This is a genomic window from Streptomyces sp. NPDC045022, assembly GCF_056432605.1.
On record NZ_JBWKIR010000023.1, the window covers coordinates 64,326 to 86,750 of the forward strand.

The following is a 22,425-nucleotide window of genomic DNA, read 5'->3' on the forward strand; positions in this document are numbered from 1 at the left end:
CGGGACGTCCGGCGGTTGTCCAGCGGGCTTCGGGCATGCGGGTGGTGCGTCCGGCCGGTCCGGTGGGCTCGCTCCGGTGCGCCCTGGGGAGCGCCGCGGCCGGGCCGATCGGCGCGCCGAGCACGTCCGGCGGCACGTCTGGCGGGACGTCCGGCGGTTGTCCAGCGGGCTTCGGGCATGCGGGTGGTGCGTCCGGCCGGTCCGGTGGGCTCGCTCCGGTGCGCCCTGGGGAGCGCCCACGGCCGGGCCGATCGGCGGTGTCGGCGGGGTATGGAGCGGGGATGCCTTCGGGCATGCGAGCGGTGCCCCCGGGGGCAGGGCGGGGATGGCGGGCAGGGTGGTCCCGAGGGGCGGTCAGGGCGGCGGCTGCGGGGGCCGGGTGGTGGGCCGGCCGGGGGTAGTCCGGGAGGCGGTCCGCGAGGCAGGCCCGGCAGGGCTGGGTGGAGGGTCGTACGAGCACGCGGGGCGGAGCGCCGGATGTGCGCCCCTGCCCGTGCGCCGTGGGGGCTCAGCCGAGCCAGTGGCTGCGGCCGATGCTGATGAGCCGCAGTTGCCGGGTGGCGAGCTGCGTCACCCGCTCCCGCTCCTCCTCCGGGGCCTCCAGCGCCTCGAGGAACAGGGAGGCGGTGATGAGCATCTGGTCGACGTAGAGGTGCGCGAGCATCAGCAGGTCGTCGTCGGTCCAGCCCGCGGCCTCCCGGTCCTTGGCCAGTTCGGCCTTCACCTCCTCGGCGAACCGGGCCAGTTGGTCCCGGATGGCCTCGCGCACCGGCTGCACCCCGCCGTGCCGCTCGCGGGCGATGAACCGGACGTGCGCCGGGTACGCGTCGACGTGGTGGGCGATCAACTCGACGGCACGCGCGATGCGTTCCTCGCTGTCGCCCGTGGTGGACACCGTCGTCCGCACCATCGGGTGCAGGCTGCCCAGCGCTTCGTCGACCAGGGCGACACCGAGGTCGGCGGTCGAGCGGAAGTGCCGGTAGAAGGCGGTCGGGGCGACGCCGACGGCCCGGGTGACCTCGCGCAGGCCCAGGCTGCTCAGGCTCTGCTCCTCCAGCAGGGTGAGCGCCGCGTCGAGGAACGCCTGGCGGGTCTTCTGCTTCTGGGCCTGCCGGATGCCGAGGGTGTGACTCATGTCATCCAGTTAACAACTGTTCTCTGGAATTGGAAAGCCGTGGGAGGCGCTAGACTCGAAATCAGTGAACAACTGTTACTACAACTGTTCACCCAAACTTCACACCGGCCGAACACGAGGCACCCCGGAGGGGGGATTCGATCCCATGCTGTTCCTCGTCGCCGCACTCATGCTGTTTGGCGTCGTGCTGGGCACCGTGGCCCACGCACCGCTGACCGTCACCGCCGTGATGGCCGCCGTCATCGCCGTCTGGCTCGGCGTCTTCGCGATCCGTGAACGCCACGGCCGCCGTCGCCGCACAACCGCCAACTGACCGCCGGAAAGGACTTCAGGAGCTGAGCATCATGCAACTCACCGCACCGGCCACCAGCAGCACCGACACCAGCCTCACCGACACCCGTCCGCGTACACGCGACGCCGACGGCATGGCCGTCGCGTCCTTCATCCTCGGCCTCCTCGGCCTGCTCGTCCTCAACCTCTTCCTCGGCCCGATCGCCATCGTCCTGTCCGCCGTCGCCCTCTGGCGCGGGACGGCCCGCCGCGGCCGTGCGTACCTGGGCCTGGCCCTGGGCGTGGCCGACCTGGCGGTCCTGGTGACCTCGATGCAGCTGTCCCACACCGTTTCGTGGAGCCTGTGACCAACGGCTGAGCGGCCCCGAGGACGACGGGGCAGCCAGGCGAGGCCCGGGCAGCCGATCCGCCATCGTGTGCCGGGCCGGGGCAGCCGATCCCCCACCGGGCGCCGGGCCGCAGCCGGTCTGCGCCGCCGTGGGCGGCAGTTCCGCCGGCGTGACGCGGGCCCTGTTCCAGCCCCTTCGAGAACGTGGCGGAGAGCGGGCGCGGCCGACCTAGCCGTCGAGGCCACGGGGCTCAGGCGCGGCCCACACAAGACGCCCGCCGGCCAACGGCAGCCACGCGCGGCCGGGGCCGACCGCGAGGGCCCCGTAGAATCGGGCTCACCATGGCTTACCTCGACCACGCCGCCACGACCCCGATGCTCCCGGAGGCGGCAGAGGCACTGACCGCCCAGCTGAGCATCACCGGCAACGCGTCCTCCCTGCACGCCTCCGGCCGCCGGGCCCGCCGCACGGTCGAGGAGTCCCGCGAAACCCTCGCGGAAGCGCTGGGCGCCCGGCCCAGTGAGGTCGTCTTCACCTCGGGCGGCACCGAGGCCGACAACCTCGCGGTGAAGGGCCTGTACTGGTCCCGCCGCGACGCCGACCCGGCCCGCACCCGCGTCCTGGCCAGCCCCGTCGAGCACCACGCCGTCCTCGACGCCGTGCACTGGCTCGGCGAACACGAGGGCGCCACCGTCGAGTACCTCCCCGTCGACTCCCACGGCCGCGTCCACCCCGAGGCGTTGCGCGAGGCCATCGCCCGTAACCCCGATGATGTCGCCCTGGCCACCGTGATGTGGGCCAACAACGAGATCGGCACCGTCCTGCCGGTCCGTGAACTCGCCGACGTGGCCGCCGAGTTCGGTATTCCGCTGCACTCCGACGCGGTCCAGGCCTTCGGGCAGGTCCCGGTCGACTTCGCCGCCTCCGGTCTCGCCGCGATGACCGTCTCCGGCCACAAGGTCGGCGGCCCGTACGGCATCGGCGCCCTGCTCCTCGGCCGCGAGTACACCCCCGTTCCCGTGCTGCACGGCGGCGGTCAGGAGCGGCACGTCCGCTCCGGCACCCTCGACGTCCCGGTCATCGCGTCCTTCGCCGTCGCCGGCCGCCTCGCCGCCGAGCAGCGCGGGTGGTTCGCGCGCGAGATCGGCGCCCTGCGGGACCAGCTGATCGACGCCGTCCGCGGCGCCGTACCGGACGCGATTCTCGGCGGCGACCCGGCACCCGAGGGCCGTCTTCCGGCCAACGCGCACTTCACCTTCCCGGGCTGCGAGGGCGACTCCCTGCTGCTCCTGCTGGACGCCCAGGGCATCGAGTGCTCCACCGGCTCCGCCTGCACCGCGGGTGTCGCCCAGCCCAGCCATGTCCTGCTCGCCACCGGCACCGACCCGGACCTGGCCCGGGGCACCCTGCGCTTCTCCCTCGGCCACACCTCGACGGAGGCGGATGTCGAGGCGGTCGCCAAGGCGATCGGCCCGGCGGTGGAGCGTGCCCGGGCGGCGGGGCTGAGCTGACGCACGAAGCGACCTACGAGGCGGGTTCCCTTCGCCGGCATTGCCCGGATCAGGTATCTGGGGGTCGCCGTCCGGTGCTGTCCCAGCCACTTTTCGGCCTCTCAGTCCGAGCGTCGACGTCGGCACCAGCGGAGGCGTCTGCCTCTCGCTGAAGTCGGCTACTCCGCTTGAACTCCCTCACTCGTCCCGTAGGTCTGGTATCAGCATAGAACGCCCAATACCGGACCAAAAGGGCTCTTTTCTTGATTTTTTGGCCGGTTCAGGCTCCGGCTCGGCGCGCCTGTCGCACCAGCCTCAGATAGCGACCCCAGTCCCAGTGCGGTCCCGGATCCGTGTGGTCCGTACCCGGCACCTCCACGTGGCCGATGATGTGCTCCCGGTCCACGGGTATGCCGTACCGCCCGCATACCGCCGCCGTCAGCCGCGCCGAGGCCGCGTACATGGCGTCCGTGAAGGAGGAGGCGGCCTCCACGAAGCCCTCGTGCTCGATGCCGACACTGCGCTCGTTGTACTCCCGGTTGCCCGCGTGGAAGGCCACGTCCAGTTCCCGGATCAGCTGGGTGACGTGCCCGTCCTCGCGCACGATGTAGTGCGCCGCCGCCGCGTGCGCCGGGTCCTGGAAGACCTTGACCGCCGACGCGTAGCCGCCCTGGGTGACATGGATGACCACCCGGTCGACCGGATAGTCGTCCGGCCGGTCCGCCCGCCGGTAGTTCGCGGCCGAGGCCGCCACCCAGCGCGCGCCCCGGAAGTCCACCGCGCCCACCACCCGCGGCTTCTCCACGCCGGGCAGCCGCCACCACAGCCGGGACAGCTCCTCCCGGGCCAGCACGGCCGTGCCCACGGCGGCCGCGGCCCCGCCGGCCAGCAGGGCCCGCCGCCCCAGCCGGCGGTCGGTGTCGTCCTTCGCCGCCCTCGCGCGGTCCTCGCTCGCCCCCATGTGCTCTCCAACGGATATCCGGCGGCCCCGGTTCCCGCGCCCCGTACTCTGGAAGGGCTATGACTGACACCCCGCCGCGCACCCGCCCCCTCCGCGTCCTCGCCGCCATGTCCGGTGGAGTCGACTCCGCCGTCGCCGCCGCCCGTGCCGCGGAAGCCGGCCACGACGTCACCGGCGTCCACCTCGCGCTCTCCGCGAACCCGCAGTCCTTCCGCACCGGCGCGCGGGGCTGTTGCACCATCGAGGACTCGCGTGACGCCCGCCGCGCGGCCGACGTCATCGGCATCCCGTTCTACGTCTGGGACCTCGCCGACCGCTTCCGCGAGGACGTCGTCGAGGACTTCGTCGCCGAGTACGAGGCCGGCCGCACCCCGAACCCGTGCCTGCGCTGCAACGAGAAGATCAAGTTCGCCGCGCTGCTGGACAAGGCGCTGGCCCTCGGCTTCGACGCCGTCTGCACCGGCCACTACGCCAAGGTGATCGTGGGCGAGGACGGCTCCCGCGAGCTGCACCGCGCCTCCGACATGGCCAAGGACCAGTCGTACGTCCTCGGGGTCCTGGACGACAAGCAGCTCGCCCACGCGATGTTCCCGCTCGGCGACACCGTCACCACCAAGGAGGAGATCCGCGCCGAGGCCGAGCGCCGGGGCCTGGCGGTGGCCAAGAAGCCCGACTCGCACGACATCTGCTTCATCGCCGACGGTGACACCCAGGGCTTCCTGGCCAAGCGGCTCGGCAAGGCCGAGGGCGACATCGTGGACGAGGACGGAAACCGCGTGGGCTCGCACGAGGGCGCGTACGGATTCACCATCGGCCAGCGCAAGGGCCTGCGCATCGGCACCCCGGCCTCCGACGGCAAGCCGCGCTACGTCCTCGACATCTCCCCGGTCACCAACACGGTCACCGTCGGCCCCGCGTCCGCCCTGGACGTCACGGCTCTCACCGCGATCAAGCCCCGCTGGTGCGGCACCGCCCCGGCCGGGCCGGGCACCTACACCGCCCAGCTGCGCGCCCACGGTGGCGAGACCGAGGTCACCGCGGAACCCGTCGACGGCGAACTGCGCGTCACCTTCACCGAGCCGGTCCGCGGCGTGGCCCCCGGCCAGGCGATCGTCCTGTACGACGGCACCCGCGTGGTCGGCTCGGCAACGATCGCATCGACCACGCGCGCGACAGCGGCGGCGGTGTAACCGCGCGGGCTCGCACGACGACGGCGGCGGCGGCGGTGATGTGATCCGGTGAGCGTGTCTGGCCGCCCCGCTCCGGCGCCAGGCCACCCCGTTCCGGCTTTGGGCAGCCCGGCTCCAGTGCCTGGCCGGCAGCCCTGCCCCGGCGTCAGGCAGCCCTGCCCCGGCGCTGCGGCCGCGCCAGGCCGCCCCCCGTCCCGGCGCCAGGCAGCCCCCATTCGGCCCCCGGCCACCCCGGCTCCCATGCCCAGGCGGCTGGGCCACCCCGGCTCCCATGCCCAGGCGGCTGGGCCACCCCGGCTCCCATGCCCAGGCGGCTGGGCCACCCCGGCTCCCATGCCCAGCCGCCCAGCCGCCCAGCCGCCTCGCTCCGGCCGCCTGGGTTCCGTCCGTCCGCCTCGGTTCCGTCCGTCCGGCTACCCGGTGAAGAACTCCGCCAGCACCGGTCCCAGTACGTCCGGCTCTACCATGTGGGTCTGCCCCTCCAGGATCCGGTACGTGCCCTGCGGCACTGCCTTCGCGACGGCCTGGCTCGCCCGGTGCATCCACTCCGGGCTCGCCCCGCCCGCGACGGACAGCACGGGCACGGAGATCGCGGCCAGCCGTTCCCGGGGGAGCAGGCCGTCGCCCATGACCGCGTCGTCGTAGGCGAGGCTCGGTGCCACCGCCTCCATGCCGGGCCACATCGGCGACTGTCGGGCGCCTTGGATCATCTCCTCGGCCAGGCCCGTCAGGCGCAGGAACAACTCCACCGCGTCGCCGCGCCGGCCCTCGGCGAGTGCCTTGTTCAGCTGCTCCTTGTACGTGGCCTCGCGCTCGGCGCCGCCCGCCAGGAAGTCGGCGAACGGCACCTCGTAGACGGCCACCTGACGCACCGGCAGACCGCTCGCCGCCGCCTCCAGGACCAGCGCGCCACCCGAGGAGACCCCGAAGAGCGCCGCGTCGCCGCCCACCGCGTCGATCAGCGCCGCCAGGTCCTCGATCTCTCGGGCGACCTCGTAGGGCGGGGTGTCACCGCTGGCGCCGCGGCCCCGGCGATCGTGGACGACGGCCGTGCAGCGGTCCGCGAGCCGCTGGGCCAGGGGCGCCACGGTGCCGCCGGTGGACATCGCGCCGCTCACCAGGATCACCGTGGGCCCCTGGCCGGTCACTTCGTACGCCAGGGAGGTGCCGTCGCGGGAAGTCGTCATCTTGTCCATGGCCGTGCAGACTGCCGCACGGCACGGGACTCATCGGTCACGACACGGCGATGCCACCGCCGTTCATGACACGTCGACCTCGTAGAAGCACAGGTGATCCTTGATCTGCGCCACCTCCGGCTTCGGGTCCGGGTACCCCCAGACGAGATCCGGCGCGCCCGGCCGCGACCAGTAGGACGCCGTGCCCTTGAACGGGCAGACGCTGTGCGTGTCGGAGGGGGTCAGGAGGTCGAGGCGTACGTCCTCGGCGGGGATGTAGTACCGCGCCGGACAGCCCGTCTCGCGCAGCACCAGGGGGCGGTCGCTGTCCGCGAGTACCTGGTCACCGTGCACCACGCGCACGTGCCGTTCGCTCTGCTCGATGGTGATCGTGTGTCCTTGGCTCATATGGGATGAGCACCGGGCGGGCCGCTCTTCTTCCCGTGCACGGCACGGGCCGTACGGTAGAGGCCATGAACATCTGCGTCTTCCTGTCCGCCGCCGACCTCGACGACCGTTACACGCGCCCCGCGCGCGAGTTCGCGGAACTGATCGGCAAGGCCGGTCACACCCTGGTCTGGGGCGGCTCCAACGTCGGCCTGATGAAGGTGGTCGCCGACGGTGTGCAGGAAGCGGGCGGCAGGCTGCTGGGTGTGTCCGTGGAGTTCCTGGCGAACAAGGCGCGGCCCGGCGCGGACGAGATGGTCATCGCCGGCGACCTCGCCGAACGCAAGAAGCTGCTGCTGGAGAAGGCCGACGCCGTGGTGATCATGGTGGGCGGCACCGGCACGCTGGACGAGGCCACCGAGATCCTGGAACTGAAGAAGCACGGCCGTACCGAGAAGCCGGTCGTGCTGCTCAACACCGCCGGTTTCTACGACGGACTCCAGCAGCAGTTCCGCCGCATGGAGGACGAGGGCTTCCTGCCGCGCCCGCTGTCCGAGCTGGTCTTCTTCGCCGAGGAGCCCGCCGGGGCCCTGGCCCACCTGGAGGCCGCGGCGTCGGCGGCCACCGCCGCGCAGCCCGACCGCCACTGATGCGAGCATGGCGGGCATGGCTACTCATGTGATCACCGGGGCCGGGTCCGGCATCGGCGCGGCCGTGACCCGCCGGCTGCACGCGCGCGGGGACGAACTCGTGCTGCACGCGCGGGACGCGGGCCGGGCGAAGGAACTGGCCGCCGAGTTCCCGGGGGCGCGCACCCTGGTCGGCGACCTCGCGGACCCGGACAAGCTCTCCTGGGCGTTCTCCCACCAGACGCTCCCGGACCGCGTGGACTCGCTGCTGCACATCGCCGGAGTCGTGGACCTGGGCGCGGTCGGCGACCTGACCCCGAAGTCCTGGCGTCACCAGCTCAACGTCAACCTGATCGCCCCCGCCGAGCTGACCCGGCACTTCCTGCCCCAGCTCCGCGCGGCCCACGGGCATGTGATCTTCGTCAACTCCGGCTCCGGACTCAACGCGCACGCCGGCTGGTCCGCGTACGCCGCCTCCAAGCACGGCCTGAAGGCCCTCGCCGACTCCCTGCGCCACGAGGAGCACGGCAACGGCGTCCGCGTCACCTCCGTCTACCCCGGCCGCACGGCGAGCCCCATGCAGGCCAAGGTCCACCAGCAGGAGGGCAAGGAGTACGACCCCGCGCGGTGGATCGACCCCGAGTCGGTCGCCACGACGATCCTGATGGCGCTGGATCTGCCGCAGGACGCGGAGGTCAACGACCTGACGGTACGGCCGGGACGCTGACCCCGGCCGGAGGGTTCCGTAGGCTTCCCTGGTGAGCGAAAACAGCGTGTTCAGGTTCGGTGGTGCCACCGGCGTCGGGTCCCTGCCCGGTGGCGATGCCCGCGAGGCGGCCAAGGCCGCCACCGGGTCCTTCGAGGACTTCCCCTTCCTCGCGGAGCTGCCCGCTCGTGGCCCCGGCGCCGACATGATCGGCCGTACCGCGGGCCTGCTGGTCGAGCTGTACGCGCGCGTGGAGCCCAGCGGCTGGCGGATCGGGGACCGGCCGGGCCGGGACACCGGGCGGGCCCGCTCCTGGCTGCGGGAGGATCTCGACGCACTGGAGGAGTTCACCCAGGGCTACCAGGGCGACCTGAAAGTCCAGGCGGCCGGGCCGTGGACGCTGGCCGCGGCCCTGGAGCTGAAGAACGGCGAGGCAGCGCTGTCGGACCCCGGTGCCTGCCGCGACCTCGCCGCCTCACTGGGGGAGGGGCTGCGCCTCCACCTCGCCGATGTGCAGCGGCGCGTGCCGGGCGCCCGGCTCGTGCTGCAGCTCGACGAGCCCTCCCTCACCGCCGTCCTGCGCGGACAGGTGAGGACCGCCAGCGGCTACCGCACACACCGGGCCGTGGACCGGCAGGTGGTCGAGTCCACACTGCGGGAGACGATCGAGGTGCACGGCGGCGGCCCCGTCGTGGTGCACTCCTGCGCGCCCGACGTCCCCTTCGCGCTGCTGCGCCGCGCGGGGGCGGCCGCCGTCTCCTTCGACTTCGCGCTGCTCACCGAGCGTGACGACGACATGATCGGTGAGGCCGTCGAGGCCGGCACCCGGCTGTTCGCCGGTGTCGTCCCGGGCACGGACGGCCCATTGTCAGACCCTGCCGGTAGCGTCATGGGTGTCAGAACGTTGTGGCGCAGGCTGGGCCTCAATCCGGGGCTGCTCGCGGAGGCGGTCACGGTCACCCCGGCGTGCGGTCTGGCGGGGGCCTCCCCCGCCTACGCGCGCCAGGCGCTCGCCCACTGCGTCCTGGCGGCGAGATCCCTCGCTGACAACCCAGAGTAACGGGAGGACGACACGGTGGCCGGCGACAAGCAGGCGGAGACGACGGCGGTGCCCGCCGAGGCCCGCGAGAAGCACGCGCAGCTGGCGGAGCAGATCGAGGAGCACCGCTTCCGGTACTACGTGAAGGACGCTCCCGTCATCAGCGACGCGGAGTTCGACAAGCTCCTGAAGACTCTGGAGGCCCTGGAGGCGGAGTTCCCGGAGCTGCGCACCCCGGACTCGCCGACCCAGAAGGTCGCGGGGTCGTACGAGACGGAGTTCACCTCGGTCGAGCACCGCCAGCGGATGCTCTCGCTCGACAACACCTTCAACGACGACGACCTCGCCGCCTGGGCCGACCGCATCGCCAGGGAACTGGGCGACCAGGAGTACCACTTCCTGTGCGAGCTGAAGGTGGACGGCCTCGCGGTCAACCTCACCTACGAGAACGGCCGCCTCACGCGCGCGGCGACGCGGGGCGACGGCCGCACCGGCGAGGACATCACGCCGAACGTCCGTACGATCGCGGAGATCCCCGACCGGCTGCACGGCGACGAGGTCCCCGGCCTCGTGGAGATCCGCGGCGAGGTCTACTTCCCGATGGAGAAGTTCCTCGAACTCAACGAACGTCTGGTCGCGGCCGGTGACAAGCCCTTCGCCAACCCCCGCAACGCCGCCGCCGGTTCGCTGCGCCAGAAGGACCCGCGGGTCACCGCCACCCGCCCGCTGCACATGGTCGTCCACGGCATCGGCGCCCTGCAGGGCTTCACGGGCATGACCCGTCTCTCCCAGGCCTACGACCTGCTGCAGACCTGGGGCCTGCCCACCTCCCGGCACAACCGCGTGGTCGAAGACCTCGACGGCGTACGGGAGTTCATCGCGTACTACGGAGAGAACCGCCACTCCGTCGAACACGAGATCGACGGCGTGGTCGTCAAGCTGGACGAGATCCGTCTCCAGGGCCGCCTCGGCTCCACCGCGCGGGCGCCGCGCTGGGCGATCGCGTACAAGTACGCGCCGGAAGAGGTCAACACCAAGCTCATCGACATCAAGGTGGGCGTCGGCCGCACCGGCCGCGTCACGCCGTACGCGCAGGTCGAGCCGGTCACGGTGGCGGGCAGCGAGGTCGAGTTCGCCACCCTGCACAACCAGGAGGTCGTCAAGGCCAAGGGTGTGCTGATCGGGGACACCGTGGTCATCCGCAAGGCCGGTGACGTCATCCCGGAGATCCTCGGCCCGGTGGTCGACCTGCGGGATGGCGGCGAACGTGAGTTCGTGATGCCGGGCGAGTGCCCGGAGTGCGGGACGCCGCTGCGGCCCATGAAGGAGGGCGACATCGACCTCCGCTGCCCGAACGCCCGCACCTGCCCGGCCCAGTTGCGGGAGCGCGTCGCCTACCTCGCGGGCCGTGAGTGCCTGGACATCGAGCACTTCGGCCAGGTGGCCGCCGCCGCGCTCACCCGCCCGCTGGAGCCGGCCGACCCGCCGCTGGTGGACGAGGGCGACCTGTTCGACCTGACGGTGGAGAAGCTGCTGCCCATCAAGGCCCATGTCCTGGACCCGGACAGCGGTCTGCCCAAGCGCGACCCCAAGACGGGCGAGGAGAAGGTCGTCACGGTCTTCGCCAACCAGAAGGGCGAGCCGAAGAAGAACACCCTCGCCCTGCTGGAGAACATCGAGGCGGCCAAGGGTCGCCCGCTGGCCCGGTTCCTCAACGGGCTGTCGATCCGGCACGTGGGACCGGTGGCGGCCCAGGCGCTGGCCCGTGAGTTCCGTTCCATCGACCGCATCGAGCAGGCCGGCGAGCAGGAGCTGGCGGCCACCGACGGCGTCGGCCCGATCATCGCCGCCGCGCTCAAGGAGTGGTTCGCCGAGGACTGGCACCGCGAGATCGTCCGCAAGTGGAAGGCCGCCGGAGTCCCGCTCGAGGACCAGTCGACCGGCGAGGACGAGGGTCCGCGCCCGCTGGAGGGGCTCACGGTCGTCGTGACCGGCACTCTGGAGAACTTCACCCGGGACGGCGCCAAGGAGGCCCTGCAGAGCCGGGGCGCGAAGGTGACCGGTTCGGTTTCCAAAAAGACCTCGTTCGTCGTTGTGGGTGACAACCCTGGATCGAAATACGACAAGGCCATGCAACTCAAGGTTCCTGTTCTGAACGAGGACGGTTTCGGCGTCCTTTTGGAGCAGGGCCCCGAAGCGGCGGCCGAAGTCGCGCTTCCGACCGGGGAGTAGCGGTTGAAGGCCACCCGATCGGCGCATATCAGATGCATACGGGTGGCCCGGGCGCATTCGGGCAACCGCCGGCGACCGCTGCCCGAGGAAGCCTTCTGCGGCCTACTGTTGAGAGGTGCGCCTGCCGTGCCCAGCTGCGGTTGGGGCATCACCGTGTCCGACGAGGGCGCGGGAAAGGTTTCTTCGGCGCGGAGCCGCTGATGGTTGTCGGGCATCGGACCGCGTGGCGTGGGCACCGCCGGCTGTGAGAGGGACGGGAATGGAACCGACCGAGAGCGTCGCCCCGGACTCATGGCTGCGCCTGCGCCGCCGTGCGGGCGCGTGGCGCGGGAACCGGTGGACGGGGCGGGGCGACGGGCGGACGGGCGGGCAGCCGCGCCCGTCCGGACCGGGCACCGCCACCGAACCGCACCCCCCGATACCCCTGGCCGCCGAGCCCGCCTCCGGCCTCCCCGGCGCCGACGCCGAACGGCACCTGTCCTGGCCCGCGCTGCCCGCGGCCGTCGTGGCCGCCGCCGGAGTGGTCCTCGGCGCCGGCTTCTACCGGGCCTACACCGGCCATCACGCCCTCTTCCCGTGCGGCACGGTCGGCTGGTCACTGGCCCTGCTCACCGGCATCATCGTCGGCCACCTGGTCATGCTGGGCCGCGCCCGCTGGTGGGGCGCCACCGCCTCCGGCGCCGCCCTCACCCTCGCCGTCCTGCTGCTGTACGGCTGGGTGTCCGCGGGCATGGTCAGCCTCACCGTCGTCGTCCTCGTCGGCATCGCCCGACGCAACCGCTGGCGTCAGGGCGTGCTGCACGGCGCGGTGGACCTCCTCGGTATCGGTGCCGGCGCCCTGCTGCTCGGCGCGTTCGGCCGGGTGCCGAGCGTCGAGGAGCCGTGGCGTCCCGACAGTTGGAGCGTCACCACCGTGCCCGAGTTCGCCCTCGTCGCGGTCGCCTACCTCGCCGTCAGTCGCGGCCTGCTGTGGTACCTGCACGCACCGCGCGGCGGCGGACTGCCCACCATCGCCCGTACCGCCGTGGTCAGACAGGGCCTGGTCGCCGTCGCGCTGCTCGGCATCGCGCCCCTGCTGTGTGTCGTCGCCGACGCCCAGCCGATCCTGCTCCCGCTGTTCGCGATCCCCCTCATAGCCCTCGACTCCACCCTGTGGATGGCCCGCGCCCGCGCCGAGGAGCAGCTGCGCGACCCGCTGACCGGGCTGCCCAACCGGCAGTGGCTGCTGGAGCGGATCTGGACGGCGCTCGACGACGCCGAACGCATCGGCGCCCGTGCCGCCCTCATGCTGATCGACCTCGACCGGTTCCGGTCGGTGAACGACACTCTCGGTCATCTCGCCGGTGACCGGCTGCTGCTCCAGATAGCCGACCGGCTGCGGCTGGCCCTGCCGCGCGGCGCCGAGGCCGCCCGGCTCGGCGGCGACGAGTTCGCCGTCTTACTGCCCGTGGCCGACTCCACCACGTCGGCCATGCGCGTCGCCCGCGGTCTCGTCACCGCCCTCAGCTCCCCGCTCGACCTCGACGGGCTCACCCTCGTCCTGGAGGCCAGCGCCGGCGTAGCCGTCTTCCCCGACCACGCCCTGGACGCCGAGGGGCTGCTGCGGCGGGCGGATGTGGCGATGTACCAGGCGAAGCGGGACCGTACGGGCGTCGAGGTGTACGAGTCCAAGCGCGACTCCAACACCCCGGACCGCCTCGGCCTGCTGGGCGATCTGCGCCGCGCGCTGGACGCGCACGAGGTGCAGCTGCACTACCAGCCCAAGGTCCGCTTCGACGGGCAGGTCGCCGGCCTGGAGGCGCTGGTGCGCTGGGTGCATCCCGAGCGCGGGAAGGTTCCGCCGGACGAGTTCATAGCGATCGCCGAATCCTCCGGGCTGATGCCCCATCTGACGGAGTACGTCCTGGACACCGCGCTCGCGCAGGTCGCCCGCTGGCGGGCCCAGGGGCTGCGGGTCCCGGTCGCGGTGAACGTCTCGCCGCGTGATGTCCACACACCTGGTTTCGCGGGGTCCGTCGCCGCGCGGCTGGCCCGGCACGGGGTGCCTGCCGGGGCGTTGCAGCTGGAGATAACGGAACACGTCCTGCTGGAGGACCCGCAGCGGGCCGCCGACACCCTCGCCGGGCTCCACGCGCACGGCGTGAAGATGTCCCTCGACGACTTCGGCACCGGGTACTCGTCCCTGGTCCATCTGCGGCGGCTGCCCGTCAGCGAGCTGAAGATCGACCGTTCCTTCGTGGCCCGGCTGGCCGTCGACGCCCAGGACGCGGAGATCGTGCGCTGCACCCTCGACCTGGCGCATTCGCTGGGCCTCCTCGTCGTCGCCGAGGGCGTGGAGGACGACGAGACATGGGAACGGCTGCGGGACCTGGGCTGTGACGCGGTGCAGGGGTGGCTCGTCGCCGCCGCGATGCCTCCGGAGGAGACGACGGCGTGGCTGCTGGCGAGGGGCTCGCGGGGCTGGCAACGCCCTCGCGCCGCGCTTCCGGCCGCCGAGTAGGCTCCCCGCCTCGCCCCCTGTTTCCGCTCGGCTGGAGCGGCGCCCTCTCGCGCGGCGCCGAGCGGTCAGCCCCCCGCGAAGTGCCCGATCAGCAGCGCCAGCCGTTGCTCGTGCCCGCCTTCCGGAAGCCGTCCGCTGCGCATCAGCGTCACCAACCCGTGCAGCCCCGCCCAGAACGTCTCGACGAGCAGGCCGGGATCGTCGCCCTCGGCGGCGATCGGGTCCACCGCCAGCAGCAGCTCGCCGAAGGCCTCCCACAACGGCGCCGGAGCCTCCTCCGTAGCGAACGGCAGTGCCACCCGGTGGGTGAACATCGCGTCGTAGAGGGCGGGCCGGCGCCGTGCGAAGGATGTGTACGTCTCCGCCACCGCCGCGAGCGCCTCCCGCGTGCCCCGTGCCGCCGTCCGCGCCGCCCGCAGCTCCACCGCCAGGTCGGCGAAACCCTGCACCGCGACCGCCGCCATGATCGCGTCCTTGCCCTTGAAGTGGCTGTACAGCACCGGCTGGCTGTACTCGATCTCGGCGGCCAGCCGGCGGGTGGTCACCGCGTCCCAGCCCTCGGCCTCCGCCAGTTCCCGTGCGGCCGTCACGATCAGCCGCGCGCGTTCCGCTCGTTCGCGCTCCCGGCGCGTCTGGATCGACATGACTGTGATTCTAGCACCGCTAGCGTTTCTGTCGGCGCTCTGCTAGCTTCGCTCTTACATCTAGCGACGCTAGAAAATTGGGGAGGGGAGGAGAGACATGACCGTCACCGCCTACAGCCTGGCCGTCCTGCTCAACCTGTTCTGTGTGTTCCTCGGCTACCGGTTCCTGTTCCAGCCGGGCCCCGCCGCGGCCGGCTACGGCGTGCCCGCGGACCCCGCCGGCGACGCCCGTGCCTACCTGTCGATCAAGGGGCTCCGGGACGGCACCTTCGGACTGCTCGGGCTGGTCCTGCTGGCCTTCGCCGGCGCCCGGGCCGAGGCCTGGTTCATGGTCGCCGTGGCGCTCGGGATCCACCTCGCCACGGCGATCGTTGTGCTGATCAGTGCCGGACTGCTCTTCGCGGTCTGACGACGTCTCGCAGGGGGAGAAGAACCATGTCGCTGTTCGTGCCGAAGTTCGACGAGACCGTCCTGGTCCGGGACGCGGAGGCCGAGGTGGTCGGCCAGGCGCCCACCACGGTCAGGCTGCTGGCCGACAGCAGCGCCAGCGGGGGCGCGCTGTCCACCGTGCGCGTCACCCTCGCGGAGGGCGCCGACGGTGCCCGCCCGCACGTGCACCACAACTCCGCCGAGATGTTCTACGTACTCGACGGCGCCGCCGAGGTCCTGTCCGGCGACGACATCGTCACCGCGGAGCGCGGCGACCTGATCATCGTCCCGCCGGACCGGCCGCACGCCTTCGCCGCCGCTCCCGGCACCACGGCGGACCTCCTCATCGTCATCGCCCCGGGCGTCGAGCGCTTCGAGTACTTCCGCCACCTCCAGCGCATCCGCCTCGGCGAGGTCACCCCGGAGAGCCTGCTGGAGGTCCAGGAGCGGTACGACAACCACTTCCTGAAGAGCGAGTCCTGGGACGGCCGGCGCCGCTGAGCGCGCTGCCCCGGTCGACCGTTTCACGGTCACGGTGCGTCGCCCCATAGGATTGGGCTCAAACCACACACACTCACCCCAGAGGATCGCTGCATGCCTGGCATCACGCGCGAGGAGGTCGCCCACCTCGCCCGGCTGGCGCGTCTGGAGCTGAAGCCCGAAGAGCTCGACCACTTCGCGGGACAGCTGGACGACATCATCGGCGCGGTCGCCCGCGTCAGCGAGGTCGCCGACCAAGACGTACCGCCGACCTCGCACCCGCTGCCGCTGACGAACGTCATGCGGCCGGACGAGGTCCGTCCCTCGCTCACCCCCGAGCAGGCGCTCTCCGGCGCCCCGGCCCAGGAGCAGCAGCGTTTCAAGGTGCCGCAGATCCTGGGGGAGGACTAACCGCTATGACGGACAACGTCACCATCATCAAGCTCACGGCCGCCGAGACCGCCGCGAAGATCGCCTCCGGCGAGCTGACGGCCGTCGAGGTGACCGAGGCCCATCTCGCCCGCATCGAGGCCGTCGACGAGAAGGTCCACGCCTTCCTGCACGTCGACCGCGAGGGCGCCCTCGCCCAGGCCCGCGCCGTGGACGAGAAGCGCGCGCGCGGCGAGAAGCTCGGCCCGCTGGCCGGCGTCCCGCTCGCGCTCAAGGACATCTTCACCACCGAGGGCGTGCCCACGACCGTGGGCTCCAAGATCCTCGAGGGCTGGATCCCGCCGTACGACGCGACGCTCACCAAGCGCCTGAAGGACGCCGACGTCGTCATCCTCGGCAAGACCAACATGGACGAGTTCGCCATGGGGTCCTCCACCGAGAACAGCGCCTACGGCCCGACCGGCAACCCCTGGGACCTGACCAGGATCCCCGGCGGCTCCGGTGGCGGTTCCTCCGCCGCGCTCGCCTCCTTCCAGGCCCCGCTCGCCATCGGCACCGACACCGGCGGCTCCATCCGCCAGCCGGCCTCCGTCACCGGCACGGTCGGCGTGAAGCCGACGTACGGCGCGGTGTCCCGCTACGGCATGGTCGCCTTCTCCTCCTCCCTCGACCAGGGCGGCCCCTGCGCCCGTACGGTCCTGGACGCGGCCCTGCTGCACGAGGTCATCGCCGGGCACGACCCGCTCGACTCCACCTCCATCGACGCCCCGGTCCCGCCGGTGGTCGAGGCCGCGCGCAACGGCAGCGTCGAGGGCATGCGGGTCGGCGTGGTCAAGCAGTTCCGCGGTGAGGGCTACCAGGCCGGCGTCATCCAGCGCTTCGACGAGTCCGTCGCCCTCCTCAAGGAGCTGGGTGCCGAGATCGTCGAGCTGGACTGCCCGTCCTTCGACCTCGCCCTGTCGGCGTACTACCTGATCGCCCCCTCCGAGTGCTCCTCCAACCTCGCCCGCTTCGACGGCCTGCGCTACGGCCTGCGGACCGGCGACGACGGCAGCCACTCGGCCGAGGAGGTCACCTCCCTCACTCGCGAGGCCGGCTTCGGCCCCGAGGTCAAGCGGCGCATCATGCTCGGCACGTACGCCCTGTCGAGCGGCTACTACGACGCGTACTACGGCTCCGCGCAGAAGGTCCGCACGCTCATCACGCAGGACTTCGAGAAGGCCTTCGAGCAGGTCGACGTGATCGTCTCCCCGACGACCCCGACCACCGCCTTCGCGATCGGCGAGCGCGCCGACGACCCGATGGCGATGTACCTCGCGGACCTGTGCACCATCCCGACCAACCTGGCGGGCAACGCGGCCATGTCCCTGCCCTGCGGCCTCGCCCCGGAGGACAACCTCCCGGTGGGCCTGCAGATCATCGCTCCGGCGATGAAGGACGACCGGCTGTACAAGGTGGGTGCCGCCGTCGAGGCCGCCTTCGTGGAAAAGTGGGGACACCCGCTGCTGGAGGAGGCTCCGTCACTGTGAGCAAGGCACTGTCCAAGGCCAAGGGCTTCAAGAAGTCCAAGTCCGGTACGTACCTGTCGATGGCCACCACCGCGTTCGGCGCGGTCAGCGTCGTCAAGCAGATCAAGAAGGCGCGGCTGGAGAGCGACACGCTGCGCCTGATCGACGCCACCGTGTCCGCCGCCGCCATCGTCACCGGCCTCGCCATCCTCTACCGCGAGCTGAAGCGGCTGGGCGACGACGACGTCCTGCTGGGCTGAGAGGGAAGTTTCACCGTGACCACCACGACCGACCTGGAGTCGTACGAGGACGCGCTGGCGTCGTACGACCCCGTCATGGGCCTTGAGGTCCATGTCGAACTCGGCACCAAGACCAAGATGTTCTGTGGCTGTTCGACCGAGCTGGGCGCCGAGCCCAACTCGCAGACCTGCCCCGTCTGCCTCGGCCTGCCCGGCGCGCTCCCGGTCGTCAACGCGACCGGCGTCGAGTCCGCGATCAAGATCGGTCTCGCGCTCAACTGCGAGATCGCCGAGTGGTGCCGCTTCGCCCGGAAGAACTACTTCTATCCGGACATGCCGAAGAACTTCCAGACCTCCCAGTACGACGAGCCGATCGCCTTCAACGGCTACCTCGACGTGCAGCTGGAGGACGGCGAGACCTTCCGCGTGGAGATCGAGCGCGCCCACATGGAGGAGGACACCGGCAAGTCGACCCATGTCGGCGGCGCCACCGGCCGTATCCACGGCGCGTCCCACTCCCTGCTGGACTACAACCGCGCGGGCATCCCGCTCATCGAGATCGTCACCAAGCCGATCGTCGGTGCCGGCGAGCGCGCGCCGGAGGTGGCCAAGGCGTACGTCCGTGAGCTGCGCGAGGTCATCCGTGCCCTCGGTGTGTCCGAGGCCCGCATGGAGATGGGCCAGATGCGCTGCGACGTGAACCTGTCGCTGATGCCCAAGGGCGCCGACAAGTTCGGTACGCGCTCCGAGACGAAGAACGTCAACTCGCTGCGGTCAGTGGAGCGCGCGGCCCGCTTCGAGATCCAGCGGCACGCGGCCGTGCTGAACAGCGGCGGCACGATCGTGCAGGAGACCCGCCACTTCCACGAGGACACCGGGTCCACGACCTCGGGCCGTGTGAAGGAGGAGGCCGAGGACTACCGGTACTTCCCGGAGCCCGACCTCGTCCCCGTGGCGCCCTCACGCGCGTGGGTCGAGGAGATCCGCGCGGCCCTGCCCGAGCTGCCGCTGGCCCGTCGCAACCGGCTGCTGGCCGACTGGGGCATCTCGGCCACCGACATGCAGGCGATCCTCAACGCCGGCGCGCTGGAGCCGATCGTCGCCACCATCGACGCCGGTGCCGACGCGGCCTCCGCCCGCAAGTGGTGGATGGGCGAACTGGCGCGCAGCGCCAACGAGTCCGGCAAGAACCTGGACGAGCTGGCGATCACGCCGCAGCAGGTGGCCCGGGTCACCGAGCTGGTCGCGAAGGGTGACCTGAACGACAAGCTGGCCCGTCAGGTCATCGAGGGCGTCCTCGCGGGCGAGGGCACCCCGGACGAGGTCGTCGACAAGCGCGGTCTGAAGGTCGTCTCCGACGAGGGCGCGCTCACCACGGCCGTCGAGGAGGCCATCGCCGGCAACCCGGGCATCGCGGACAAGATCCGCGGTGGCAAGGTGGCCGCGGCCGGCGCCCTGGTCGGCGCGGTCATGAAGGCGACCCGGGGGCAGGCCGACGCGGCCCGCGTCAAGGAACTGATCCTGGAGAAGCTGGGCGTCAGCGAAGGCTGAGCCCGCACTCCGCCGTACGGCCCCGGAGGCATGCCTCCGGGGCCGTACCGTCAGTCACGGCGTCCCACGACCCGCGTGAACCCCAGGACCCGCCCCTGATCCGCCGTCAGCAGTTCCACCGACTGGCGCGCCAGGCCCGCCATGAACTCGCTCGGGCTCTCCTCGGCACACACCTCGCTCCACAGCAGCCAGTCGCGCCAGCCGTCCTGGAGCCAGTCGGCCGTCTCCACGGTCACGGCCTTGCTGCGCGTCCAGTTCCGCCGCCACCAGGCGGGGGAGTGGAACGCCCAGAACCCCGGATCCCAGTACGGCTCGAGATGCCCGGGCGGCTCGACCCCGTCGATCTCCTCCCGCACCGACGGCACCACGACCCCGATCCGCCCGCCCGGCTTCAGCAGGCGGGTCAGCGTGGGCAGATACAGGTCGTTCGTGCCGAAGTACTGGTAGGCGTCGATCGACACGATCGCGTCGAAGGTGCCCTCTCCGAAGGGCAGGTCGTGCGCTTCGGCGAACACCGGCAGCACGCGGTCGGCGACACCCGCCTCCGCGATCCGTACGGCGTTGTCGTCGGGCCGCACCCACAGGTCGGCCGAGGTGACCTGGACGCCGTACTCACGGGCCAGGAAGACGGAGGTCATCGCGCGCCCGCAGCCCAGGTCGAGCACGCGGGCGTCCGGCGGCAGCGCGTCGAGGCCGAGCGCGGGCGCCAGCCACTCCAGCAGCCACAGCGCGTGCGGGCCCATCTGGTTCTCGATGGTCCAGCGGAGGTCGTAGCGGTTGCTGCGGGCGTAGCGCGGGTGGGTGAGGCGTCCGGTGAGTTCATCGGTCGTTGCGGTTCTCTCGGTCACAAACGACCATGCCTAGCAGCCCGGGCCACCGCCGCGCACCGGATTTTCCGGCCGGAGGCGATACGCTCGACCGCCATGAGCGGACGCACCGATTCCGATCCCGGGCCCGGCATAGCCGAGGCACCCGAACAGGACGAACACCCCGAGGACGCCCGGCGGGCCCGCTGGATCGCCGCCGGCACGGGGGGCCTGCTGTGCCTGGCCGGGCTGGCCGCCGCGCTGCTCAGGATCACCACGTCCGCCCCGGTGCTGGTGCCCGCCGCCTACGCGCTCGGCGCCGCCGTGTGCGCCCTCGCCGCGGTCCTCGGATCCAGGGGCCGTACCCGCAGGGCCCTGTGGCTGCTGGTCGGGGGGACGATGGTCATGGCGCTCGGGGACCAGTTCGACTGAAGTCCCCCTCGCTGTCGAGCCGCCCGGGAGCCGCGTCGCGCATGAGAGGCTCGGCCGGGTCCCGGTCGACGAACTGCGGAAGGAAGAGCGACAGGATGTACGCGATATCCCTGGGTGACGACGGCGCCGAACTGCGGCCGCTGGAGGTCTGGCACGCCGAGGAGCTTCTTGCCGACATCGACCGGGGACGCGACTTCATCGGCCGGCACATCGGCCTGCCGGACGTGGTGACCGACCTGGACGCCGCCCGCGCCTACCTCACGTCCTACGCCGACAAGCGCGGCGCCGACGCCGGCAGCCTGCACGGGATATGGCTGGACGGGAAGCTCGTCGGCGGGCTGCTGTTCCGCGTCTGGGACACCCCGAGCGGGGTGTGCGAGGCCGGCTGCTGGCTGGAACCGGCGGCGGCCGGGCGCGGGCTCGTCACCCGCGGCATGCGGGTGCTGTTCGACTGGGCCTTCGACGAGCGCGGCATGCACCGCGTGGAGTGGCACGTGTCCGCGGCGAACGAGCCCAGCATCAACGTGGCGCGGCGGCTCGGCATGACCCGCGAGGGCCTGCTCCGCGAGAACTACCCGCACCGGGGCGTGCGCACCAGCACCGAGATCTGGGCGGTGCTCGCCCCCGAGTGGCGTGCGCTCCGCGCGCGTACCGTGCGCAACGATCATTAAGGCGCCTCTCAGACAGCGTCCGTACGGTGCCGGGCATGGCAACGAAGACAGAGGAAGGCGCCGAGGCCGGCATCCAGGCGCGCAACGACGGGACGACGGCTCGGGACACGGCCGCCGAGATGGACCGGGCACCCGGGACGAAGGGGGCCGCGGCGGCGGAAGCCCCGGCCACCGGCGAGACCGTTGACGTGGCGGCCGCCGGGGAGAAGGCCGCCGAGGCCGAGACCGCCGAGGAGGAGACCGCCGAGGAGGAGGCCGTCGAGGAGGAGGCCGTCGATGCCGCGGAGCCGGAGGGCAGGGTTCCGTCCGGAGTCGGGCAGGGCGCCGGTGCCGTCGTGTCCGCCGCGCTCGGCCTCGTCTCGCTCAGCGGCGGCTGGATCGGCACCCTCGCCGGCGCCCGCGAGCAGCTCGTCGGCCAGCTGCGGACCTCCTCCACGGCGAGCGTCGCCACGCAGCTCAAGGAGGTCTACGGTGACTCCTGGCACACCACCGCCCTCTGGGCCGGTCTGTTCGCGCTGGCCGCGCTGCTCACCGGCGTGGTCGTGCTCGCGCGGCCCGCGTTCGGCGCACCCGGCCGCCCACAGGCCGCCTGGACCAGGTCGGTCGCCTGGGCGGGTGTCTCGCTCGGCGTCATCGGCCTGCTCCTGGCCGTCCTGAAGTACTCCGACGCGCTGCTCGGCCTGCCCTCGGCCGGCTGAGAACCCCGCCGGTCCCAGGGGCCTTAGGGGATCCGTGAGCGTCTTACGGACTCCCTAAGGCCCCTTACGCGCGCGTGCGGCCCGCCGGCGGCGCGAAGATGCGGAACTCTCCCGATGTGGCGCACCCCCCTGGCAGACGAAGGTGGAGGCATCGCAGAAAGCGAAGCACCACACCGTCTCTCCTTGAAGGACACGCCATGTTCGAGCTCGACTACCACCGGGTGCGTTCGGCCCAGCTGATCCGCGAGGCCGAGCAGGACCGCCTCGCCCGCGAGGCCGTACGGGCCAGGCGCGCGGCCCGCCATGAGGGGGCCGCCACCCGCGACGGCGGCCCGGCCGCCGAGTCCCATACCGACCGCCCCCGCCGGCAACGGCAGCCCCGCACCGCGTGACCGCCCGTCCGGCGGGGCCCGGCACCGGCCCCGGCGGCACGAGCACGGACGGGGCGGAGGGCCGCACGGGGGTCGGCCCTCACCTGCCCCAGGGTCGTACAACTCTCCAGCGGAGTCGTAC

The 22,425-nt window shown here is 72.1% G+C and carries 25 protein-coding genes; 19 read left to right on the plus strand and 6 right to left on the minus strand.

Features of this window, described 5'->3' with window-relative positions; all coding sequences use genetic code 11:
- Positions 1-508: 508 nt before the first annotated feature.
- Entirely contained in the window at positions 509-1,135 is a 627-nt protein-coding gene (locus AC07C1_RS31310; protein WP_478944458.1) for a TetR family transcriptional regulator, read from the minus strand.
- A 145-nt stretch (positions 1,136-1,280) separates the two neighbouring features.
- Here AC07C1_RS31310 and AC07C1_RS31315 point away from each other — a divergent pair, with 145 nt between their 5' ends.
- From AC07C1_RS31315 to AC07C1_RS31325, 3 genes are all read left to right on the plus strand, one after another.
- On the plus strand, positions 1,281-1,448 hold the full coding sequence (locus AC07C1_RS31315) for a hypothetical protein (RefSeq protein ID WP_478944460.1): 168 nt from the start codon (positions 1,281-1,283) through the stop codon (positions 1,446-1,448).
- Positions 1,449-1,479: 31 nt separating this feature from the next.
- The gene (locus tag AC07C1_RS31320) at positions 1,480-1,773 is read left to right on the plus strand and encodes a DUF4190 domain-containing protein (protein ID WP_478944462.1); all 294 of its coding nucleotides are present in this window, start codon (positions 1,480-1,482) and stop codon (positions 1,771-1,773) included.
- Between the two features lie 323 nt (positions 1,774-2,096).
- A complete protein-coding gene (locus tag AC07C1_RS31325) occupies positions 2,097-3,266 on the plus strand; it encodes a cysteine desulfurase family protein (RefSeq protein ID WP_478944464.1) in 1,170 nt (389 codons plus the stop codon).
- A gap of 259 nt (positions 3,267-3,525) precedes the next feature.
- Here AC07C1_RS31325 and AC07C1_RS31330 read toward each other — a convergent pair whose 3' ends face one another.
- Positions 3,526-4,206 (minus strand): N-acetylmuramoyl-L-alanine amidase, encoded by a 681-nt coding sequence (locus AC07C1_RS31330; RefSeq protein WP_478944466.1) that lies wholly within the window; start codon positions 4,204-4,206, stop codon positions 3,526-3,528.
- A gap of 59 nt (positions 4,207-4,265) precedes the next feature.
- Between AC07C1_RS31330 and mnmA the strand changes: the two genes are divergently transcribed.
- Positions 4,266-5,396, plus strand: coding sequence for a tRNA 2-thiouridine(34) synthase MnmA (gene mnmA, locus AC07C1_RS31335; protein WP_478944468.1), 1,131 nt, complete (start codon positions 4,266-4,268; stop codon positions 5,394-5,396).
- 413 nt (positions 5,397-5,809) lie between these two features.
- On the opposite strand, the gene AC07C1_RS31340 is transcribed toward mnmA, so the two are convergent.
- Positions 5,810-6,592 (minus strand): alpha/beta fold hydrolase, encoded by a 783-nt coding sequence (locus tag AC07C1_RS31340; protein WP_478944470.1) that lies wholly within the window; start codon positions 6,590-6,592, stop codon positions 5,810-5,812.
- A 63-nt stretch (positions 6,593-6,655) separates the two neighbouring features.
- The gene (locus tag AC07C1_RS31345) at positions 6,656-6,979 is read right to left on the minus strand and encodes a DUF427 domain-containing protein (protein ID WP_478944472.1); all 324 of its coding nucleotides are present in this window, start codon (positions 6,977-6,979) and stop codon (positions 6,656-6,658) included.
- Positions 6,980-7,044: 65 nt separating this feature from the next.
- Here AC07C1_RS31345 and AC07C1_RS31350 point away from each other — a divergent pair, with 65 nt between their 5' ends.
- The 5 genes from AC07C1_RS31350 to AC07C1_RS31370 all read left to right on the plus strand — a co-directional run bounded on the left by AC07C1_RS31350 (position 7,045) and on the right by AC07C1_RS31370 (position 14,064).
- Positions 7,045-7,608, plus strand: a complete 564-nt coding sequence (locus AC07C1_RS31350; protein WP_478944474.1) for an LOG family protein — start codon at positions 7,045-7,047, stop codon at positions 7,606-7,608.
- A gap of 7 nt (positions 7,609-7,615) precedes the next feature.
- Positions 7,616-8,314, plus strand: a complete 699-nt coding sequence (locus AC07C1_RS31355; protein ID WP_478944476.1) for an SDR family oxidoreductase — start codon at positions 7,616-7,618, stop codon at positions 8,312-8,314.
- 31 nt (positions 8,315-8,345) lie between these two features.
- Entirely contained in the window at positions 8,346-9,353 is a 1,008-nt protein-coding gene (locus tag AC07C1_RS31360) for a methionine synthase (RefSeq protein ID WP_478944478.1), read from the plus strand.
- 15 nt (positions 9,354-9,368) lie between these two features.
- Positions 9,369-11,564, plus strand: coding sequence for an NAD-dependent DNA ligase LigA (gene ligA, locus AC07C1_RS31365; RefSeq protein ID WP_478944480.1), 2,196 nt, complete (start codon positions 9,369-9,371; stop codon positions 11,562-11,564).
- A 259-nt stretch (positions 11,565-11,823) separates the two neighbouring features.
- The gene (locus AC07C1_RS31370) at positions 11,824-14,064 is read left to right on the plus strand and encodes a putative bifunctional diguanylate cyclase/phosphodiesterase (RefSeq protein WP_478944482.1); all 2,241 of its coding nucleotides are present in this window, start codon (positions 11,824-11,826) and stop codon (positions 14,062-14,064) included.
- Positions 14,065-14,129: 65 nt separating this feature from the next.
- Here AC07C1_RS31370 and AC07C1_RS31375 read toward each other — a convergent pair whose 3' ends face one another.
- Positions 14,130-14,708 carry a TetR/AcrR family transcriptional regulator gene (locus AC07C1_RS31375; protein ID WP_478944484.1) on the minus strand — a complete coding sequence of 193 codons (579 nt, stop codon included), beginning with the start codon at positions 14,706-14,708 and terminating at the stop codon, positions 14,130-14,132.
- Positions 14,709-14,805: 97 nt separating this feature from the next.
- On the opposite strand from AC07C1_RS31375, the gene AC07C1_RS31380 reads away from it, so the two are divergent.
- The 6 genes from AC07C1_RS31380 (at position 14,806) to gatB (ending at position 19,305) form a co-directional block, all read left to right on the plus strand.
- Positions 14,806-15,117 (plus strand): DUF4267 domain-containing protein, encoded by a 312-nt coding sequence (locus tag AC07C1_RS31380; RefSeq protein ID WP_478944486.1) that lies wholly within the window; start codon positions 14,806-14,808, stop codon positions 15,115-15,117.
- Positions 15,118-15,143: 26 nt separating this feature from the next.
- Positions 15,144-15,638, plus strand: coding sequence for a cupin domain-containing protein (locus AC07C1_RS31385; RefSeq protein ID WP_478944488.1), 495 nt, complete (start codon positions 15,144-15,146; stop codon positions 15,636-15,638).
- A gap of 93 nt (positions 15,639-15,731) precedes the next feature.
- Complete coding sequence (gatC, locus tag AC07C1_RS31390; protein WP_031117542.1) at positions 15,732-16,028, plus strand: Asp-tRNA(Asn)/Glu-tRNA(Gln) amidotransferase subunit GatC; 297 nt, start codon at positions 15,732-15,734, stop codon at positions 16,026-16,028.
- Between the two features lie 5 nt (positions 16,029-16,033).
- A complete protein-coding gene (gene gatA, locus AC07C1_RS31395) occupies positions 16,034-17,536 on the plus strand; it encodes an Asp-tRNA(Asn)/Glu-tRNA(Gln) amidotransferase subunit GatA (RefSeq protein ID WP_478944490.1) in 1,503 nt (500 codons plus the stop codon).
- Positions 17,533-17,775: a hypothetical protein gene (locus AC07C1_RS31400; RefSeq protein WP_478944492.1), complete on the plus strand. Its 243-nt coding sequence runs from the start codon at positions 17,533-17,535 to the stop codon at positions 17,773-17,775. The genes gatA and AC07C1_RS31400 overlap by 4 nt, the downstream gene beginning before the upstream one ends.
- Before the next feature lie 15 nt (positions 17,776-17,790).
- A complete protein-coding gene (gene gatB, locus AC07C1_RS31405; protein WP_478944493.1) occupies positions 17,791-19,305 on the plus strand; it encodes an Asp-tRNA(Asn)/Glu-tRNA(Gln) amidotransferase subunit GatB in 1,515 nt (504 codons plus the stop codon).
- A gap of 50 nt (positions 19,306-19,355) precedes the next feature.
- Here gatB and AC07C1_RS31410 read toward each other — a convergent pair whose 3' ends face one another.
- On the minus strand, positions 19,356-20,153 hold the full coding sequence (locus AC07C1_RS31410; protein ID WP_478944495.1) for an SAM-dependent methyltransferase: 798 nt from the start codon (positions 20,151-20,153) through the stop codon (positions 19,356-19,358).
- 75 nt (positions 20,154-20,228) lie between these two features.
- Here AC07C1_RS31410 and AC07C1_RS31415 point away from each other — a divergent pair, with 75 nt between their 5' ends.
- From AC07C1_RS31415 to AC07C1_RS31430, 4 genes are all read left to right on the plus strand, one after another.
- Positions 20,229-20,543, plus strand: a complete 315-nt coding sequence (locus tag AC07C1_RS31415; protein ID WP_478944496.1) for a hypothetical protein — start codon at positions 20,229-20,231, stop codon at positions 20,541-20,543.
- Between the two features lie 95 nt (positions 20,544-20,638).
- Positions 20,639-21,214 (plus strand): GNAT family N-acetyltransferase, encoded by a 576-nt coding sequence (locus AC07C1_RS31420; RefSeq protein ID WP_478944498.1) that lies wholly within the window; start codon positions 20,639-20,641, stop codon positions 21,212-21,214.
- A gap of 35 nt (positions 21,215-21,249) precedes the next feature.
- On the plus strand, positions 21,250-21,912 hold the full coding sequence (locus tag AC07C1_RS31425; RefSeq protein ID WP_478944500.1) for a hypothetical protein: 663 nt from the start codon (positions 21,250-21,252) through the stop codon (positions 21,910-21,912).
- A 197-nt stretch (positions 21,913-22,109) separates the two neighbouring features.
- Complete coding sequence (locus AC07C1_RS31430) at positions 22,110-22,304, plus strand: hypothetical protein (protein WP_478944502.1); 195 nt, start codon at positions 22,110-22,112, stop codon at positions 22,302-22,304.
- Positions 22,305-22,425 lie beyond the last annotated feature (121 nt).